The 18,404-nt window shown below is 62.7% G+C and carries 15 protein-coding genes and 1 pseudogene; 13 read left to right on the forward strand and 3 right to left on the reverse strand.

The window, feature by feature from the left end:
- Positions 1–146 precede the first annotated feature (146 nt).
- The 10 genes from J3P89_RS26245 (at position 147) to J3P89_RS26290 (ending at position 13,170) form a co-directional block, all read left to right on the forward strand.
- Complete coding sequence (locus tag J3P89_RS26245) at positions 147–2,366, forward strand: primosomal protein N' (protein WP_434696102.1); 2,220 nt, start codon at positions 147–149, stop codon at positions 2,364–2,366.
- 232 nt (positions 2,367–2,598) lie between these two features.
- Positions 2,599–4,335 (forward strand): arginine--tRNA ligase, encoded by a 1,737-nt coding sequence (gene argS, locus J3P89_RS26250; RefSeq protein ID WP_305497358.1) that lies wholly within the window; start codon positions 2,599–2,601, stop codon positions 4,333–4,335.
- Between the two features lies 1 nt (position 4,336).
- Positions 4,337–5,032 (forward strand): SPOR domain-containing protein, encoded by a 696-nt coding sequence (locus tag J3P89_RS26255; RefSeq protein ID WP_186639635.1) that lies wholly within the window; start codon positions 4,337–4,339, stop codon positions 5,030–5,032.
- 269 nt (positions 5,033–5,301) lie between these two features.
- A complete protein-coding gene (gene hslV, locus J3P89_RS26260; RefSeq protein ID WP_003186641.1) occupies positions 5,302–5,832 on the forward strand; it encodes an ATP-dependent protease subunit HslV in 531 nt (176 codons plus the stop codon).
- A gap of 43 nt (positions 5,833–5,875) precedes the next feature.
- Complete coding sequence (hslU, locus tag J3P89_RS26265) at positions 5,876–7,213, forward strand: ATP-dependent protease ATPase subunit HslU (RefSeq protein ID WP_434696103.1); 1,338 nt, start codon at positions 5,876–5,878, stop codon at positions 7,211–7,213.
- 194 nt (positions 7,214–7,407) lie between these two features.
- The gene (locus J3P89_RS26270) at positions 7,408–7,785 is read left to right on the forward strand and encodes a gamma-butyrobetaine hydroxylase-like domain-containing protein (protein WP_434602581.1); all 378 of its coding nucleotides are present in this window, start codon (positions 7,408–7,410) and stop codon (positions 7,783–7,785) included.
- 277 nt (positions 7,786–8,062) lie between these two features.
- Positions 8,063–9,742, forward strand: a complete 1,680-nt coding sequence (gene phaC, locus J3P89_RS26275; protein WP_434696104.1) for a class II poly(R)-hydroxyalkanoic acid synthase — start codon at positions 8,063–8,065, stop codon at positions 9,740–9,742.
- Between the two features lie 93 nt (positions 9,743–9,835).
- Complete coding sequence (gene phaZ / locus J3P89_RS26280; protein ID WP_039592414.1) at positions 9,836–10,693, forward strand: poly(3-hydroxyalkanoate) depolymerase; 858 nt, start codon at positions 9,836–9,838, stop codon at positions 10,691–10,693.
- A 112-nt stretch (positions 10,694–10,805) separates the two neighbouring features.
- On the forward strand, positions 10,806–12,488 hold the full coding sequence (gene phaC / locus J3P89_RS26285) for a class II poly(R)-hydroxyalkanoic acid synthase (protein WP_434696105.1): 1,683 nt from the start codon (positions 10,806–10,808) through the stop codon (positions 12,486–12,488).
- A 61-nt stretch (positions 12,489–12,549) separates the two neighbouring features.
- Positions 12,550–13,170: a TetR/AcrR family transcriptional regulator gene (locus tag J3P89_RS26290; protein ID WP_434696106.1), complete on the forward strand. Its 621-nt coding sequence runs from the start codon at positions 12,550–12,552 to the stop codon at positions 13,168–13,170.
- 152 nt (positions 13,171–13,322) lie between these two features.
- Here J3P89_RS26290 and J3P89_RS26295 read toward each other — a convergent pair whose 3' ends face one another.
- The 3 genes from J3P89_RS26295 to J3P89_RS26305 form a co-directional block, all read right to left on the reverse strand.
- Positions 13,323–14,225: a phasin family protein gene (locus J3P89_RS26295; RefSeq protein ID WP_434696107.1), complete on the reverse strand. Its 903-nt coding sequence runs from the start codon at positions 14,223–14,225 to the stop codon at positions 13,323–13,325.
- A gap of 10 nt (positions 14,226–14,235) precedes the next feature.
- A complete protein-coding gene (locus tag J3P89_RS26300; RefSeq protein WP_434696109.1) occupies positions 14,236–14,658 on the reverse strand; it encodes a phasin family protein in 423 nt (140 codons plus the stop codon).
- Between the two features lie 257 nt (positions 14,659–14,915).
- Positions 14,916–15,191 (reverse strand): polyhydroxyalkanoic acid system family protein, encoded by a 276-nt coding sequence (locus tag J3P89_RS26305; RefSeq protein WP_434696110.1) that lies wholly within the window; start codon positions 15,189–15,191, stop codon positions 14,916–14,918.
- 155 nt (positions 15,192–15,346) lie between these two features.
- Between J3P89_RS26305 and ubiE the strand changes: the two genes are divergently transcribed.
- From ubiE to ubiB, 3 genes and pseudogenes are all read left to right on the forward strand, one after another.
- Positions 15,347–16,117: a bifunctional demethylmenaquinone methyltransferase/2-methoxy-6-polyprenyl-1,4-benzoquinol methylase UbiE gene (ubiE, locus tag J3P89_RS26310; RefSeq protein ID WP_024779926.1), complete on the forward strand. Its 771-nt coding sequence runs from the start codon at positions 15,347–15,349 to the stop codon at positions 16,115–16,117.
- A pseudogene (locus J3P89_RS26315) lies at positions 16,117–16,741 on the forward strand (ubiquinone biosynthesis accessory factor UbiJ). The gene ubiE and the pseudogene J3P89_RS26315 overlap by 1 nt, the downstream one beginning before the upstream one ends.
- Complete coding sequence (gene ubiB / locus J3P89_RS26320) at positions 16,738–18,342, forward strand: ubiquinone biosynthesis regulatory protein kinase UbiB (protein WP_434570178.1); 1,605 nt, start codon at positions 16,738–16,740, stop codon at positions 18,340–18,342. The pseudogene J3P89_RS26315 and the gene ubiB overlap by 4 nt, the downstream one beginning before the upstream one ends.
- The last annotated feature ends 62 nt before the right edge of the window (positions 18,343–18,404 follow it).

Genomic DNA, 18,404 nt, shown 5'->3' on the forward strand with positions numbered 1-18,404 from the left:
CAATCCCTGTGGGAGCGAGCTTGCTCGCGATAGCGGTCTGGCATTCAACGTCAATGCAAACTGACCCGCCGCCATCGCGAGCAAGCTCGCTCCCACATTGAATCGCGCTCAGCCTCGCGAATTTATCCGCCTACCGAGATCCCCGCGTGCCCGACGCCATCCTGCGCCTCGCCCTGCCATCGCCCCTGCGCCGTCTGTTCGACTACCGTGCCCCAGCCGGGGTAACACGCGCCCAGTTGCAGCCGGGCATGCGCCTGCGGGTGCCGTTCGGCCGGCGGGAAATGATCGGGATCCTGGTGGAAGTCACCGATCACAGCGAAGTGCCGGTCGACAAGCTCAAACCGGCCCTGGCGCTGCTCGACGCCACGCCACCGCTGCCCGCGGCGCTGTTCAAACTGTGCCTGTGGACCGCACAGTATTATCAGCACAGCCTGGGCGACACCCTGAGCTGGGCGTTACCGGTGCTGTTGCGCCAGGGCGAACCGGCCGAGGCACGCCAGGAGCGATTCTGGTCGGTGACGCCGGGCGCTTCGCTGGATGACCCGCGCATCGCCCGCGCACCGCGCCAACGCGAGGCCCTGGCGACCCTGGCCCAGCATCCCCATGGGGTAGCGCACCAGCTGTTGAGCAAGTTGATGCTCAGCAAGGACAGCCTTGACCTGCTGCTGGCCAAGAATCTCGTCCAGGTAGAAGTCCGCCGGCACGCCCCCGACGCGCGCCACGAACACTGGCTGGCCCAGCCGGAACTGCCGCTCAACGCCGAACAGCGGACCGCTTGCGAGGCGATTCGCGCGGGTTTCGACAGTTATCACGCCTTTCTGCTGGCGGGAGTCACCGGCAGCGGCAAGACCGAGGTCTACCTGCAACTGATCCGTCAGACCCTCGAAGCCGGCAAGCAGGCTTTGGTGCTGATTCCGGAAATCAACCTGGGCCCGCAGACCCTGGCGCGCTTCGAGCAGCGCTTCAATGCGCGCATCGCCCTGGTGCATTCGGCGGTCAACGACCGCGAGCGCCTGGAAGCCTGGCTCGCCGCGCGCGACGGCGAGGCCGACATCATCATCGGCACCCGCTCGGCGCTGTTCACGCCGATGAAAAAACCCGGCCTGATCATCATCGATGAAGAACACGACGGCTCCTATAAACAGCAGGAAGGCCTGCGCTACCACGCCCGTGACCTGGCGCTGGTGCGTGCGCGCCAGGAAAACATCCCGATCGTGCTCGGCTCGGCCACGCCCTCCCTGGAAAGCCTGCACAACGCCTACACCGGTCGCTACGGCCTGCTGCGCCTCAACGAGCGGGCCGGCGGCGCCAAGCAGCCGCGCTTCCTGCGCCTGGATGTGAAAAGCCGCCCGCTGGACAGCGGCATTTCCGGACCGATGCAGCAAGCCATCGGCCAGACCCTGGCCGCCGGGCAGCAGGTGCTGGTGTTTCTCAACCGTCGGGGGTTCGCCCCGACCCTGCTGTGCCATGACTGCGGCTGGATGTCCGGCTGCGAACGCTGCGACGCGCGGATGACCGTGCATCAGCGCTACGGCGAACTGCGCTGTCACCATTGCGGACACTCCGAGCCGGTACCGAGGCACTGCCCGCAATGCGGGAAAGTGGACCTGCGCCCGGTAGGCGCTGGCACCGAGCGCGCCGAAGAACGTCTGGGCATCCTGTTTCCTGATTACCCGGTGCTGCGGGTGGATCGCGACAGCACCTCGCGCAAGGATGCGATGAATCAGCTGTTCGCCACGATCCAGAAGGGCCAGCCGTGCATCCTGGTGGGCACGCAGATGCTCGCCAAGGGGCATCACTTCCCGCGCGTGACGCTGGTATCGATCCTGGATGCCGACGGTGGGTTGTTTTCCGGTGACTTCCGCGCGAGCGAGCGCATGGCGCAGCTGATCGTCCAGGTCGCAGGTCGCGCCGGACGGGCCGAGGAGCCGGGCAAAGTGATTATCCAGACCCACCTGGCCGACCACCCGCTGCTGATCCAGCTGACCGAGCAGGGCTACTTCGCCTTCGCCGAGCAGGCCTTGAGCGAACGTCGCGCCGCCGGGCTGCCGCCGTTCGCCCATCTGGCGCTGCTGCGGGCCGAGGCCCACAAGCCAGGACAGGCCGAAGGCTTCCTGGACGAAGCGTGCAGCGAGGCCGAGCGCCTGCTGGCGGAACAGAGCCTCAGCGGGATCGAACTATTGGGCCCGGTGCCGGCTCCGATGGAACGGCGGGCGGGACGTTATCGCGCACAGCTTTTATTACAGGCCAATGCTCGCGCACCGCTGCATCGGTTGCTGAGCGCCTGGTTGCTGGTACTGGAACAACTGCCCAGCGGGCGGGCGGTGCGCTGGTCGCTGGATGTGGATCCGGTGGATTTGTATTAACTGTGGGAGCGGGCTTGCTCGCGAAGGCGGTGGGTCAGTTGTGGTGATGTTGGCTGTGCCGTCGCTTTCGCGAGCAAGCCCGCTCCCACAGGGCCCAAGTACATCCGAGCCATCCCTGACAGGCATCAACCGACCCGCTACAGTTGGCAAGCTCGCCCGCGCCACGGATAATGCCCAGTTTTTCCACCAGCGCATCGAAGCGCCGCCGCGCCTGCGGTTGAAAGAGAAGACCATGAAAGACACCATTCGCCAGCTTATCCAGCAAGCCATCACCCAACTCGTCACTGAAGGTGTGCTGCCAGAAGGCCTGTCGCCGGCGATTCAGGTCGAGAACACCCGCGACAAGACCCACGGTGACTTTGCCAGCAACATCGCGATGATGCTCGCCAAACCGGCCGGCATGAAACCTCGCGACCTGGCGGAAAAGATCATCGCCGCATTGCCGGCCGACGAAAACGTCACCAAGGCCGAAATTGCCGGCCCCGGGTTCATCAACTTCTTCCAGAATACCCAGGCGCTGGCCTCGCGGCTGGACGCGGCCCTGGCCGACGAGCGCCTCGGCGTACGCAAGGCCGGCCCGTTGCAGCGCACCGTGGTCGACCTGTCGGCCCCCAACCTCGCCAAGGAAATGCACGTCGGTCACCTGCGCTCGACCATCATTGGCGATGGCGTGGCGCGCGTCCTGGAGTTTCTCGGTGACACGGTGATCCGCCAGAACCACGTCGGCGACTGGGGCACCCAGTTCGGCATGCTGATGGCCTATCTGCAGGAAAACCCGATCACCAGCGACGAGCTCTCGGACCTGGAAAACTTCTACCGCGCCGCCAAGCAACGCTTCGACGAATCGCCCGAGTTTGCCGACCGCGCCCGTGGCCTGGTGGTCAAGCTGCAGGCCGGCGATGCCGAGTGCCTGGCGCTGTGGACAAAGTTCAAGGACATCTCGCTGTCCCACTGCCAGAAGATCTACGAGCTGCTGAACGTCAAGCTGAGCATGGCCGACGTGATGGGCGAAAGCGCCTACAACGACGACCTGATCAACGTGGTCAACGACCTCCGGGCCAAAGGCATGCTGGTGGAAAGCAACGGCGCCCAGTGCGTGTTCCTCGACCAGTTCAAGACCGCCGATGGCGAGCCGCTGCCGGTGATCATCGTCAAGGCCGACGGTGGCTACCTCTACGCCACCACCGACTTGGCGGCCGTGCGTTATCGCAACGGCGTGCTCAAGGCCGATCGGGTCCTGTACTTCGTCGACCAGCGCCAGGCCCTGCACTTCCAGCAGGTGTTCGAAGTGGCCCGCCTGGCCGGTTTCGTGACCCACCCGATGGAAATGGAACACATGGGGTTCGGCACCATGAACGGCGCCGATGGCCGCCCGTTCAAGACTCGCGATGGTGGCACGGTGAAGCTGATCGACCTGCTGACCGAAGCCCAGGACCGTGCGTACACTCTGGTCAAGGGCAAGAACCCGGAGCTGGCCGAAGACGAACTGCGCAAGATCGCCAAGGTGGTCGGCATCGACGCGGTGAAATACGCCGACCTGTCGAAGCACCGCACCAGCGACTACAGTTTCAACTTCGACCTGATGCTCAACTTCGAAGGCAACACCGCACCGTACCTGCTCTACGCCTACACCCGCGTGGCGGGCGTGTTCCGCAAACTCGGCAAGGGCTTCGACGAAATCGAGGGCCAGATCGTCCTCGAAGCCGCCCACGAGCAGGAGCTGGCGGCCAGGCTGGCGCAGTTCGGTGAAGTCCTTAACAACGTGGCCGACAAGGGCACGCCGCACACCTTGTGCGCCTACCTGTACGACGTCGCCGGGCTGTTTTCCAGCTTCTACGAGAATTGCCCGATCCTCAACGCCGAGACCCCGGCACAAATGCAGAGCCGCCTGCGCCTCGCCGCGCTGACCGGGCGCACGCTCAAGCAAGGCCTGGAACTGCTGGGCCTGGAAACGCTGGAGCGCATGTAACTTGGCCGCCAAGAAAAAACCTGCACCCAAACGCGGCGCCAGTCGTTACCAGCCTCCGGCCAAACAGCCGATTCCGGGCTGGTTGTGGATGGCGATCGGCCTGACTGTCGGCGCATTCATCGTATTCCTGATGAAGCTGGAACCGGGCCAGGGCGATGACGTCAAGCGTGTTCGGCAAGAGCAGCAGAAAGCCACGCGGATCGCCGAGGCCAACAAGACCCCGCCGAGCCCGACACAACCGGTGAAGCCGAAATACGACTTCTACACCTTGCTCCCGGAATCGGAGGTCATCGTGCCGCCCGATGCGGTGCCGGAGAAGACCCTGCCGACGCCGCAGGTGCCGACCACGCCAGTGACCCCGGCCGAAGCGGCGAAGATCGACACCGCCCGCGCCCAGGCCGCCCTGGCCGGCATTACGCCGCCACCGGCCCCGCCGGTGCAGAAGGCCGCGCCGGTGACAAAATTCTTCCTGCAGGCCGGCTCGTTCCGCAAGGAAGCCGACGCCGACAAGGTCCGGGCGCAGATCATTCTGCTGGGCCAGTCGGTGTCGGTGGAGTCCGGAACCGTGAAGGACGAAACCTGGTATCGCGTACTGGTCGGACCGTTCAGCAACCGCGAAGAGCTGACCAAGGCCCAGAAACAACTGGCTGGCAGCGGTTTCAGCAACCTGTTGTTACAACAACGCCAAAGCCGCTGATTCTGACGAAAGCATTTGTGGCAGCGGGGCTTTTCGTGGCGAGGGAGCTTGCTCCCGCTGGGTCGGGCTGGCGCCTCGGGCGTAGCAGCCCAAAAGCTTGGGACCGCTGCGCGGTCCAGCGGGAGCAAGCTCCCTCGCCACAAAAGCGCTGCGCAAGAAAAGCCGGGGACCACTCATCCCCTCCCCCGCCCCGCAGTTGAAAAACCCCACGCCACCCCCATATGTGTTCCATCCGGGCATTTTCGCCCCGCTGCGTGGAGACTCTTCCCTTGACCACCATCGTTTCAGTCCGCCGTCACGGCAAAGTCGTCATGGGCGGCGACGGCCAGGTTTCATTGGGCAACACCGTGATGAAAGGCAACGCGAAGAAAGTCCGCCGCCTGTATCACGGCCAGGTCATCGCCGGTTTCGCCGGGGCCACCGCCGACGCCTTCACCCTGTTCGAGCGTTTCGAAGGGCAACTTGAAAAACATCAGGGTCACTTGGTCCGTGCAGCCGTCGAGCTGGCCAAGGAATGGCGCACCGACCGCTCCCTGAGCCGCCTCGAAGCCATGCTTGCGGTGGCCAACAAGGATGCTTCCTTGATCATTACCGGCAACGGCGACGTGGTTGAACCGGAAGACGGCCTGATCGCCATGGGTTCCGGTGGCGCCTACGCCCAGGCTGCCGCCAGCGCCCTGCTGAAAAAGACCGACCTTTCGGCCCGCGAGATCGTCGAGACTGCCCTGGGCATCGCCGGCGACATCTGCGTCTTCACCAACCACACCCAGACCATTGAGGAGCAGGACCTCGCGGAGTAAGCCCTTCCAGGCCCAGACTCCCGCTTGAGGACCGCCAATTATTATGTCCATGACTCCCCGCGAAATCGTCCACGAACTCAATCGCCACATCATCGGCCAGGACGATGCCAAGCGCGCCGTCGCCATCGCCTTGCGTAACCGCTGGCGCCGGATGCAACTGCCGGAAGAACTGCGCGTCGAAGTGACCCCCAAGAACATCCTGATGATCGGCCCGACCGGTGTCGGCAAGACCGAGATCGCCCGGCGCCTGGCCAAGCTCGCCAACGCGCCATTCATCAAGGTCGAAGCCACCAAGTTCACCGAAGTCGGCTACGTGGGCCGCGACGTCGAGTCGATCATTCGTGACCTGGCCGATGCGGCGATCAAGCTGCTGCGCGAACAGGAAATCACCAAGGTTCGCCATCGCGCCGAAGACGCCGCGGAGGAGCGCATCCTCGATGCCCTGCTGCCACCGGCGCGCATGGGCTTCAACGCCGACGCCGCCACGACCCAGGACTCCAACACCCGCCAGCTGTTCCGCAAACGCCTGCGCGAAGGCCAGCTGGACGACAAGGAGATCGAGATCGAAGTGGCCGAAATGGCCGGCGTCGACATTTCCGCGCCGCCAGGCATGGAAGAAATGACCAACCAGTTGCAGAGCCTGTTCGCCAACATGGGCAAGGGCAAGAAGAAAAGCCGCAAGCTCAAGGTCAAGGATGCGCTGAAGCTGGTGCGCGATGAAGAAGCCAGTCGCCTGGTCAACGAAGAGGAACTGAAGGCCAAGGCCCTGGAAGCGGTCGAGCAGCACGGCATCGTGTTCATCGACGAAATCGACAAGGTCGCCAAGCGCGGCAATGTCGGCGGCGCTGACGTTTCTCGTGAAGGCGTGCAACGCGACCTGCTACCGTTGATCGAAGGCTGCACGGTGAACACCAAGCTGGGCATGGTCAAGACCGACCACATCCTGTTCATCGCCTCCGGTGCGTTCCACCTGAGCAAGCCGAGCGACCTGGTGCCTGAGCTGCAAGGCCGCTTGCCGATCCGGGTCGAACTCAAGGCGCTGTCGCCGGAAGACTTCGAGCGCATCCTGAGTGAGCCCCATGCGTCGCTGACCGAACAATACTGCGCGCTGCTCAAGACCGAAGGCCTGAACATCGAGTTCGCGCCGGAAGGCATCAAGCGTCTGGCGCAGATCGCCTGGCAGGTCAACGAGAAGACCGAGAACATCGGTGCCCGGCGCCTGCACACGCTGCTCGAACGCTTGCTTGAGGAAGTCTCGTTCAGCGCCGGCGACCTGGCCAGCGCCCACAACGAAGCGCCGATCATCATCGACGCCGAATACGTCAACAGCCACCTCGGCGAGCTGGCGCAGAACGAAGACCTGTCGCGGTATATCCTGTAGGCCACACGATAGGTGAGCGAGCTCTTGTGGCGAGTGAGCTTGCTCCCGCTGGGCTACGAGGTAGCCCCAGGAACCGGAAGCCGCCGTTCATCCAGGGGGATCGCGGCGGGCTCTTGGGAGGGCTTCGCCCTCCAGCGGGAGCAAGCTCCCTCGCCACATGGCGTTCACCCAAGGCTTCAAGAGAGCGACGACTCATGACCAGACTCCCCACCGCCATCAACCTGCACAAAGCCTCCAAGACCCTGACGCTCAAATACGCGCCGGACGAGGAGTATCACCTGCCCGCGGAATTCCTGCGGGTGCACTCGCCTTCGGCCGAGGTCCAGGGCCACGGCAAACCTATCCTGCAATACGGCAAGCTCGGCGTCGGCCTGACCAAGGTCGAACCGGCCGGCCAATACGCACTGAAACTGACCTTCGACGATGGCCATGACAGCGGATTGTTCACCTGGGACTATCTGTACCAGCTGGCGGTGCGCCAGGAAGACCTGTGGAACGATTATCTCGCCGAACTCAAGGCGGCCGGAAAAACCCGCGACCCGAATGCGTCCGTCGTCAAGCTGATGCTCTAGCTCAAGGGCTGGCGCATTAGGGCGAATTTTCTAGACTCATCTGCTTGAATGCCTGCGCGGCAACGTCAATGACTGGCCTGCTTGCGAAAAAAATTAAACTCGGGTAACCAATGGAGCTGGCAAGTTCCCTGCAAAGGAACCGGCGAGTTCCTGGCACACGTTTCCTCATTGCCCTCGATGCGGAATTAATGGTCACCCCGAGCAGCGTACCTGGTATTGGCCTTGCGCTTCTGGCACGGTCCCCGGTACTCGTCTGAAGGACAATGGAGCGTCGTAGATGAGCAACAAGAACAACGATGAGTTGAAGTACCAAGCTTCGGAAAACACCCTGGGCTTGAATCCCGTCGTCGGCTTGCGCAGGAAAGACCTGCTGGCCTCTGCCCGGATGGTGCTGACCCAGACCATCAAACAACCGCTGCACAGCGTCAAGCACGTCGCCCATTTCGGCGCTGAACTGAGGAAAGTCCTGTTCGGCAAATCCGAGTTGCAGCCCGCCAGTGATGACCGTCGTTTCAACGACCCGGCGTGGAGCCAGAACCCGCTCTACAGACGTTATTTGCAAACCTATCTGGCGTGGCGCAAGGAGCTGCACGCCTGGATCGACGACAGCAGCCTCTCGCCCCAAGACATCAGCCGTGGGCACTTCGTGATCAACCTGATGACCGAAGCCATGGCCCCGACCAACTCGGCGGCCAACCCGGCGGCGGTCAAGCGTTTCTTCGAAACCGGCGGCAAGAGCCTGCTCGATGGCCTGTCCCACCTGGCCAAGGACCTGGTGCACAACGGCGGGATGCCGAGCCAGGTAGACATGGGTGCATTCGAAGTCGGCAAGAGCCTGGGCGTGACCGAAGGCGCGGTAGTCTTTCGCAATGACGTGCTGGAGCTGATCCAGTACCGCCCTATCACCGAGCAGGTCCATGAGCGACCGTTGCTGGTGGTGCCGCCGCAAATCAATAAGTTCTATGTATTCGACCTGAGCCCGGACAAGAGCCTGGCGCGCTTCTGCCTGCGCAGCAACGTGCAGACCTTCATCATCAGCTGGCGCAACCCCACCAAGGCGCAGCGCGAGTGGGGCCTGTCGACCTACATCGAGGCGCTCAAGGAAGCGGTGGATGTGGTCACGGCCATCACCGGCAGCAAGGACGTGAACATGCTGGGCGCCTGCTCGGGCGGCATCACCTGCACCGCCCTGCTCGGCCATTACGCCGCGCTGGGGGAGAAAAAGGTCAACGCCCTGACCCTGCTGGTGAGCGTGCTGGACACCACCCTGGACACCGACGTGGCGCTGTTCGTCGACGAGCAGACCCTGGAAACGGCCAAGCGCCATTCCTACCAGGCCGGCGTCCTTGAAGGCCGCGACATGGCCAAGGTGTTCGCCTGGATGCGGCCCAATGACCTGATCTGGAACTACTGGGTGAACAATTACCTGCTGGGCAACGAGCCGCCGGTGTTCGACATCCTGTTCTGGAACAACGACACCACGCGACTCCCGGCGGCGTTCCATGGCGACCTAATCGAGATGTTCAAGAACAACCCGCTGATCCGCCCCAACGCACTGGAAGTGTGCGGCACGCCGATCGACCTCAAGCAGGTCAGCGCCGATATCTTTTCCCTGGCCGGCACCAACGACCACATCACGCCGTGGAAGTCCTGCTACAAATCGGCGCAGCTGTTCGGCGGCAAGGTTGAATTCGTGCTGTCGAGCAGCGGTCACATCCAGAGCATTCTCAACCCGCCGGGCAATCCCAAGTCACGCTACATGACCAGCGAAGACATGCCGGCCAAGGCCGAGGACTGGATGGAAAACTCCACCAAGCACACCGACTCCTGGTGGCTGCACTGGCAAGCCTGGCAGGCCGAACGCTCGGGCAAGCTGAAGAAGGCCCCCACCGTGCTGGGCAACAAGACGTATGCGGCTGGGGAAGCGGCGCCGGGCACTTATGTCCATGAAAGATAGCTGTAAGCCGCAAGTTTCAAGCTTCAAGCGCCTTGACTTGAAGCTCGTAGCTTGAAGCTGCCATTCTGCTTTTTTAACCCCAGGGCTTGAAGCATGCCGCAACCGTACATTTTCCGTACCGTCGACCTGGATGGCCAGACCTTGCGCACCGCGGTGCGTCCCGGCAAGCCTCACTTGACGCCGTTGCTGATTTTCAACGGCATCGGCGCCAACCTGGAGCTGGTCTTCCCGTTCATCGAGGCCCTGGACCCGGACCTGGAAGTGATCGCCTTCGATGTGCCCGGGGTCGGCGGTTCGTCGACGCCGAGCCGGCCGTATCGTTTTCCGGGCCTGGCCAAGCTTACCGCGCGGATGCTCGATTACCTCGACTATGGGCAGGTCAACGTGATCGGTGTGTCCTGGGGCGGCGCCCTGGCCCAACAGTTCGCCCATGATTATCCGGAGCGCTGCAAGAAGCTGGTGCTCGCCGCCACGGCCGCCGGCGCGGTGATGGTGCCGGGCAAGCCGAAGGTGCTGTGGATGATGGCCAGTCCTCGACGCTACGTGCAGCCGTCCCATGTGATGCGCATCGCGCCGCTGATCTACGGCGGCTCGTTCCGCCGCGACCCAAGCCTGGCGGCTCGTCACGCGGCCAAGGTACGTTCGGCGGGCAAGCTCGGTTATTACTGGCAACTGTTCGCGGGCCTCGGCTGGACCAGCATCCATTGGCTGCACAAGATCCACCAGCCGACCTTGATCCTGGCCGGGGATGACGACCCGCTGATCCCCCTGATCAACATGCGCATGCTGGCCTGGCGCATCCCCAATTCGCAGTTGCACATCATCGATGACGGCCACCTGTTCCTGATCACCCGGGCCGAGGCCGTGGCGCCGATCATCATGAAGTTCCTCGAGGAAGAACGTCAGCGCGCGGTCATGCACCCGCATCCCGCGCCGCTGGGTGGCGGCTGACACCGCCCATTTGCGCCTGGCAGGACGCCGGATCGCGCAACTACCCGAAACAGCGACTATGTTGTCTGGTTCGGTGTGTTTGTTTTCAGCCTGATGATGAAGGAGTTGACTCATGCGCGACAAACCGGCGAAGGGTTCCATGCCCGCCCCTGCCAGCTTCATCAACGCACAGAGTGCGGTCACCGGCCTGCGCGGCAGGGACCTGCTGTCGACCCTGCGCAACGTTGCCGCCCATGGCCTGCGCAACCCGGTCCACAGTGCCCGACACGCGTTGAGGCTCGGCGGCCAGCTGGGGCGCGTCCTGCTGGGGGAAACCCTGCACCCGACCAACCCCGACGACAAACGCTTCGCCGACCCCACCTGGCAGCTCAACCCGTTCTACCGCCGCAGCCTGCAGGCCTACCTGAGCTGGCAGAAGGAAGTCCGCCAGTGGATCGATGAGGGCGGCATGAGCCCGGATGATCAGGCCCGTGCGCATTTCGCCTTCTCCCTGCTTAACGACGCGGTATCGCCGTCCAATACCCTGCTCAACCCGCTGGCGATCAAGGAGCTGTTCAATTCCGGAGGCAGCAGCCTGATTCGCGGGATCAGCCATCTGGTCGACGACCTGCTGCACAACGACGGCTTGCCCCGGCAAGTCACGCCACACGCCTTTGAAGTCGGCAAGACCCTGGCGAGTACGCCCGGCGCAGTGGTGTTTCGCAACGAGCTGCTGGAACTGATCCAGTACAAGCCTATGAGCGAAAAGCAATACGCCACGCCGCTGCTGATCGTGCCGCCGCAGATCAACAAGTTCTACATCTTCGACCTGAGCCCTTCCAACAGCTTCGTCCAGTACGCTCTGAAAAACGGCTTGCAGGTGTTCATCATCAGTTGGCGCAACCCGGACGTGCGCCATCGGGAATGGGGCCTGTCCAGTTATGTCGAGGCGACGGAAGAGGCCATGAACGTCTGCCGGACGATCACCGGCGCCCGCGAAGTCAACCTGATGGGCGCCTGCGCCGGTGGCATGACCATCGCCGCCCTGCAGGGCCATCTGCAAGCCAAGCGCCAACTGCGCCGGGTGGCCAGCGCCACCTACCTGGTGAGCTTGCTGGACAGCGAGATCGAGAGCCCGGCGACGCTGTTCATCGACGAACAGACCCTCGAAGCCGCCAAACGCCGCTCCTATCAGAAAGGCATTCTCGATGGCCGCGACATGGCTCGGGTCTTCGCCTGGATGCGGCCCAACGACTTGATCTGGACCTACTTCGTCAACAACTACCTGCTGGGCAAGGAGCCGCCGGCATTCGATATTCTCTACTGGAACAACGACTGCACGCGGCTTCCGGCGGCCTATCACGGCGACCTGCTGGATTTTTTCAAACACAACCCGCTGACACGGCCGGGCGCCCTGGAGGTGTGCGGCACGCCTATCGACTTGCAGAAAGTCACCGTGGACAGCTTCAGCGTGGCCGGCATCAACGACCACATCACGCCGTGGGATGCGGTGTACCGTTCGACGTTGCTGCTGGGCGGCGAACGACGTTTCGTGCTGTCCAACAGCGGACACGTCCAGAGCATCCTCAACCCGCCAGGCAACCCCAAGGCCAACTACATCGAGAATCCGAAACTGAGCAGCGACCCGCGCGCCTGGTACTACGACGCCAAGCACATCGAGGGCAGTTGGTGGACCCAATGGCTGGGCTGGATCCAGGAGCGCTCCGGCGCCCAGCACGAAACGCAGATGACGCTGGGCAACGCGAAATACCCGGCCCTGGAAGCGGCACCCGGGAATTACGTACGGGTACGCTGAACGCCTCGTCCCACGGTCGCACTGCGGGCCGTGGAAAGACTCCACCGACCAAGAAGACCGGATGAAAACCCGCGACCGAATCCTCGAGTGTGCCCTGCAATTATTCAACGAGAAGGGCGAGCCGAATGTTTCCACCCTCGAAGTCGCCAACGAGATGGGCATCAGCCCCGGCAACCTCTACTACCACTTCCATGGCAAGGAACCGCTGATACTCGGATTGTTCGAGCGATTCCAGGCCGAGCTCGCACCGCTGCTGGATCCGCCCGCCGATGCGCAACTGGCGCCGGAGGACTACTGGTTGTTCCTGCATTTGATCGTCGAGCGCCTGGCCCAATACCGGTTCCTGTTCCAGGACTTGTCAAACCTGGCGGGGCGCCTGCCGAAACTGGCCAAGGGTATCCGCCAGTTGCTCAACGCGTTGAAACGGACCCTGGCCTCTTTGCTGGCGCAGCTCAAGGCCCAGGGCCTGCTGGTGAGCGACACCCAGGCACTCGGGCAACTGGTGGAGCAGATCACCCTGACGTTGCTGTTTTCGCTGGATTATCAGCGGATCCTTGATCGCGAGGGCGAGGTTCGCCTGGTGGTCTATCAGATCATGATGCTGGTGGCGCCGCACTTGCCGCCGGCGATCAAGGTCGCGACCGAGCAGATGGCGTTGCGGTATCTGGAGGAGCACCCATAATGCCGCACCGCACTGTGGGAGCGGGCTTGCTCGCGAAAGCGATCGCTCATCAGTATTGATGTTGGCTGACCCACCCCGTTCGCGAGCAAGCCCGCTCCCACATGAAAACGCCCGACCTTCACAGGCCGGGCGTCTTTGCATGTCCCGGAAAATCAGGACTGGCTGGTAGGCGTCGACGGAACCGACGCTGGAGTCGGAGTGGCTACCGGGGTTGGAGCCGAGGCAGAGTTTGCCGTGCTCGTCGGGGTGGCCGGTTTGGCGGCCGCGGCCGGCGCCTTGGGTGCGGCTGCTTTTGGCGCGGCCGGTTTTTTCACTGCGGGCTTTTTCGCCGCGGCCGGTTTTGCTGCGGCTTTTGCCGCTGGCTTGGCAGCCGGTTTGGCCGCAGCTGGTTTAGCCGCCGCCGTCTTGGCCGCTGGCTTGGCGGCAGGTTTGGCTGCAGTTTTTGCCGCGACGGGTTTGGCCGCCGCCTTGGCTGCAGGCTTGGCCGCTGCGGTTTTGGCTACTGGCTTGGCCGCTGCTTTGGCCGCAGGCTTGGCGACGGATTTTGCCGCCGCCTTGACCAGTGGCTTGGCTGCCGTCTTCGCTGCAGGCTTGGCCGCCGCCGTCCTGGTTGCAGCAGGCTTGGTCGCGACCGGCGTGACCTTGGCCCCGGTGAGTTTTTCGATCTGCCTGGTCAGGGTGTCGACCTTGCTGTGCAGTTCCTTGACTTCATTGCGGCTCGGCACGCCCAAGCGGGAAATTGCACTGTTCAGACGCTTGTCGAAAGCCCCTTCCAGCTCATCCCACTTGCCCAGTGCACGATCCTTCACGCCGCCCATGCGCGACTTGGTGGACTCGGCAGAATCCTTGGCGGCATCGACTTGTTTGCCGACCGCCGTCTTGGTGAGTTTTTCGGCCTTCTCGCCGTCCTTGACCAGGGACTCGAAGAGTTTGCTGCCGTCAGTGTCGATCTTCGAGTACACGCCTAAACCAGCAAGCCAGATTTTGCGGGAGTACTTTTCAATCTTCCCGGCCCACGAGCTGCCTTCTTTTTCGGTGATTTTCTTGCCAGCCATCCCGTTCTCCTTAATGTTTACGCGCGACACGTTCGAGCAATGCCGTCAGCTCATCGAGCTTAGCAGAGAGTGTCTCAACGTCATGTTTAGACGGAATGCCGATACGATTCAAGGCACTTGCAACACGCGCGTCGAATACCTTCTCGACTTTGTCGAGTTGAACTTCGACGCGGGCCTTGAAAGTATTGACGTCGGTCTTGGCTTCGATCAGTTCGCTGTTCGCCGCTTCAAGTTTCCCAGCAATGTTCTTTTTGCCTTTGGTTTCAACAACTTCACCGGCCTTGACCAGCTCCTTGAAGTAGTCGCCGCCCTCCTGACCGACCTTAATATACGCGCCCAGGCCCGCCAGCCAGATCTTGCGAGCGTACGTTTTCACGTCGCCCAGCGTGGAAGATTCAACGTCGGTTTTTTTCTTCAGAATAACTTTGGCCATGGTGCACCTCACTCGAAGACAGGTTTGAGCAACTGCCCGCACACGGTCGGGCTCAGGCACAAAGTAGTGAGAATAATTAGAAAGGGCACCCTAACAACTGACATAAAACCCGGGACGATGATTTCCCCTGTGGGAGCGAGCCTGCTCGCGAAAGCGGTGTGTCATTCAACATCAATGTTGCTGATCCATCGCATTCGCGAGCAGGCTCGCTCCCACAGTTGATAGATAGGCGGGGACTTCAGTCCTCTGCACTTCAATCAAGCCAACGCCTTGTCCAGCGCCTTTTCGATTTCCGTCTTGATTGTCCCGCTCATGGCCGACATCAACATGCCCAGCTCCACTTCGACGCGGATCGAATCCTCGCCCACATGCACTTCACCCTTGACCCCGGAACGCTTGAGCTTCAGCGTGTCGCCCTCCCACTTGGGCTCCAGGCCGTAGCTGTCGGACAGTTTCTGGGCCAGCTTGTCGGCCTTTTCGCGGGCCGCTTCCTTGCCCAGGTCATGGGCACGCTCAACAGTAATACGGGCCATCTGTTAACTCCTGCTTGATCGAGACTTGCCTGAACGTTTGCGACCCTGCCTGCGTCAAAACGTCCGGGCGGTGGCTCATCTTACCTGCAGCCTTGCCAAGACAAAGCCCTCCACCGGGATTAGAATGTCCCGCATTCTTTTTTGGTGACCGCGATATGACTGATCAGCGCAAAGGCAGCGATGCCGAACCCACCACACACTTCGGCTTCAAGAACGTGCCGGAAAGCCAGAAAGCGGAGAAAGTCGCCGAGGTTTTCCACTCGGTGGCCGCCAAGTACGACTTGATGAACGACCTGCTCTCGGGCGGCATGCATCGCCTCTGGAAGCGTTTCGCGATCGAGTTGTCGGGCGTGCGCAGCGGCAACCGCGTGCTGGACATTGCCGGCGGTACCGGTGACCTGACTAAAAAGTTCTCCCACATCGTCGGCCCCACCGGCCATGTGGTGCTCGCCGACATCAACGAATCCATGCTCAAGGTCGGTCGTGACCGCCTGCTCGACCTGGGCGTGGCCGGCAACGTCGAGTTCGTCCAGGCCGACGCCGAGAAGCTGCCGTTCCCCGACAACCATTTCGACTGCGTGACCATCGCCTTCGGCCTGCGCAACGTCACCCACAAGGAAGATGCCCTGCGCTCGATGTTGCGCGTGCTCAAGCCCGGTGGCCGGCTGTTGGTACTGGAGTTTTCCAAGCCGACCAACGCGTTGATGTCCAAGGCTTATGACGCCTACTCGTTCGCCTTCATGCCGTTGATGGGCAAGCTGATCACCAACGACGCGGAAAGTTATCGTTACCTGGCCGAATCGATCCGCATGCACCCCGACCAGGAAACGCTGAAGTCGATGATGGTCGAAGCCGGTTTCGATCGGGTCACCTACCACAACATGACGTCCGGCATCGTCGCCCTGCACCGCGGTATCAAGCCCTGATGCTGCTCACCGGGCTGCTCGCCAGTGTCGAACTCGGTATCAACCGGGTCCTGCGCCTGGACAGCACGGCGCCGATGCGCCTGGCACACTTGAGCGGCAAGGTGATTGCCGTCGACTGCCGCAGCCCGGCGTTGCAGCTGTTCATCCTGCCCAGCGACGAAGGCCTGATGCTCGCCGCCCATTGGGAGGCCGAGGCCGACTGCACGCTGCGCGCCCCGGCATCGAGCCTGCTGGAGTTGGCGCTGAGCAAGAACAAGACGGCGGTGCTGCACAGCCCCGACGTCGAGCTCGACGGCGACAGCGGCGTGCTACTGGAACTGGCGGCGATTCTCCAGGACCTGGAACTGGACTGGGAATACGAAGTGTCCCGCTGGATCGGCCCGGTCGCCACCCAATTGCTCAGTGGCCATCTGCGCAGCCGCTCCCGCTGGTACCGCCAGGGCTTCGCCAGCCTGGGACAGAATCTGAGTGAATACCTGGCCGAGGAATCGCGTACGCTCGTAGGCCAACGCGAAGCCCAGGCCCGTTTTGCCGAACTGGACCAGATCAAGCTCGATCTGGAACGTCTCGAGGCGCGTTTCGAGCGCCTTTCCCGATCCCTTGAACCCAAGCGATAACGCATGAAGCTGCTTGCCGTCCGCCGTCTGTTGCGCATCCAGCGCGTCGTGATCCGCTACCGCCTCGATGACCTGCTGTTCGCCCTGCCGCTGCCCTGGTTTCTCCTGGCACTGCGCTTTGTGCTGCCGTGGCGCTGGTTCCCCCGTCGAACGCTGGACTTGAGCCGCGGCGCACGCCTGCGCCTGGCCTTGCAGGACCTGGGGCCGATCTTCATCAAGTTCGGGCAGATCCTCTCGACCCGTCGCGACCTGCTCCCCGAAGACATCGCCGACGAACTGATGCTGCTGCAGGATCGCGTGCCGCCCTTCGACTCGAAACTGTCGGTAGCGCTGATCGAGGCGCAGTTGGGCAAGAAGATCAGCGAAGTCTTCAGCCGTTTCGATGTCGAGCCGCTGGCTTCGGCGTCGGTCGCCCAGGTCCACGCCGCCCAGCTCAAGACGGGTGAAGAAGTGGTGGTCAAGGTGATCCGCCCGGGCCTCAAGCCGATCATTGCCCAAGACCTGGCCTGGCTGTTCATCCTTGCCCGCGCCGCCGAGCGGGTGTCAGCCGATGCACGCCTGCTGCATCCGGTGGACGTGGTCCAGGACTATGAAAAAACCATCTTCGATGAGCTCGACCTGCTGCGCGAGGCCGCCAACGCCAGCCAGCTGCGGCGCAATTTCGAGGGCTCGCCACTGCTGTACGTGCCGCAAGTCTATTGGGATTGGTGCCGGCCGAAAGTCCTGGTGATGGAGCGCATCTACGGGATCCAGGTGACCGACCTGGCAACCCTCGCCGACCAGCGCACCGACATGAAACTGCTTGCCGAGCGCGGCGTGGAGATTTTCTTCACCCAGGTGTTTCGCGACAGTTTCTTCCACGCCGACATGCACCCGGGCAACATCTTCGTCAGCACCGTGCAACCGTGGAGCCCGCAGTACATCGCCATCGATTGCGGCATCGTCGGCAGCCTCACCCCCGAGGACCAGGATTACCTGGCGCGCAACCTGTTCGCCTTCTTCAAGCGTGACTACCGCCGCGTCGCGCAGTTGCACATCGATTCGGGCTGGGTGCCGGCCGAGACCAAGCTCAACGAATTCGAAGCGGCGATCCGCACCGTGTGCGAACCGATTTTCGAAAAACCGTTAAAAGATATTTCATTCGGCCAGGTGCTGATGCGCCTGTTCCAGACTGCGCGCCGCTTCAACATGGAGGTCCAGCCGCAGTTGGTGTTGCTGCAAAAAACCCTGTTGAACATCGAAGGCCTCGGCCGCCAGCTGTACCCGGACCTGGATTTGTGGAACACCGCCCAGCCCTTCCTTGAACGCTGGATGCGCGAACGCGTCAGCCCGAAGACCTTGCTGGGCAACGTCCAGAGCCAGTTCGAGCAGATTCCGCACCTGGCCAACATGACCCGCGATCTGCTCGAACGCATGTCCCAGCCCCATGCCCATGATCCTGCTCCACCCTGGAAACAGCGGCGCGACGATTGGTTCCTGCGCCTGCTTGGCGCGGCCCACCTGGGTGGCGGCGCCGTGCTGGCCGCCGGTGGCCCGTTGAGCGAACTGGGCCATTGGCCCGCCGGGATCATGGTGGCCGTCGGTTTGTATCTGGTCGTTCGTCGATAGCCAGCACCGGTTCACGCTGGCACACTGTTTCAACGCTGGGCCCGCCGACTGGAAGTGCGCGG

Origin of the sequence: Pseudomonas sp. Z1-14, assembly GCF_051132005.1 — a bacterium.
Lineage (GTDB): Bacteria > Pseudomonadota > Gammaproteobacteria > Pseudomonadales > Pseudomonadaceae > Aquipseudomonas.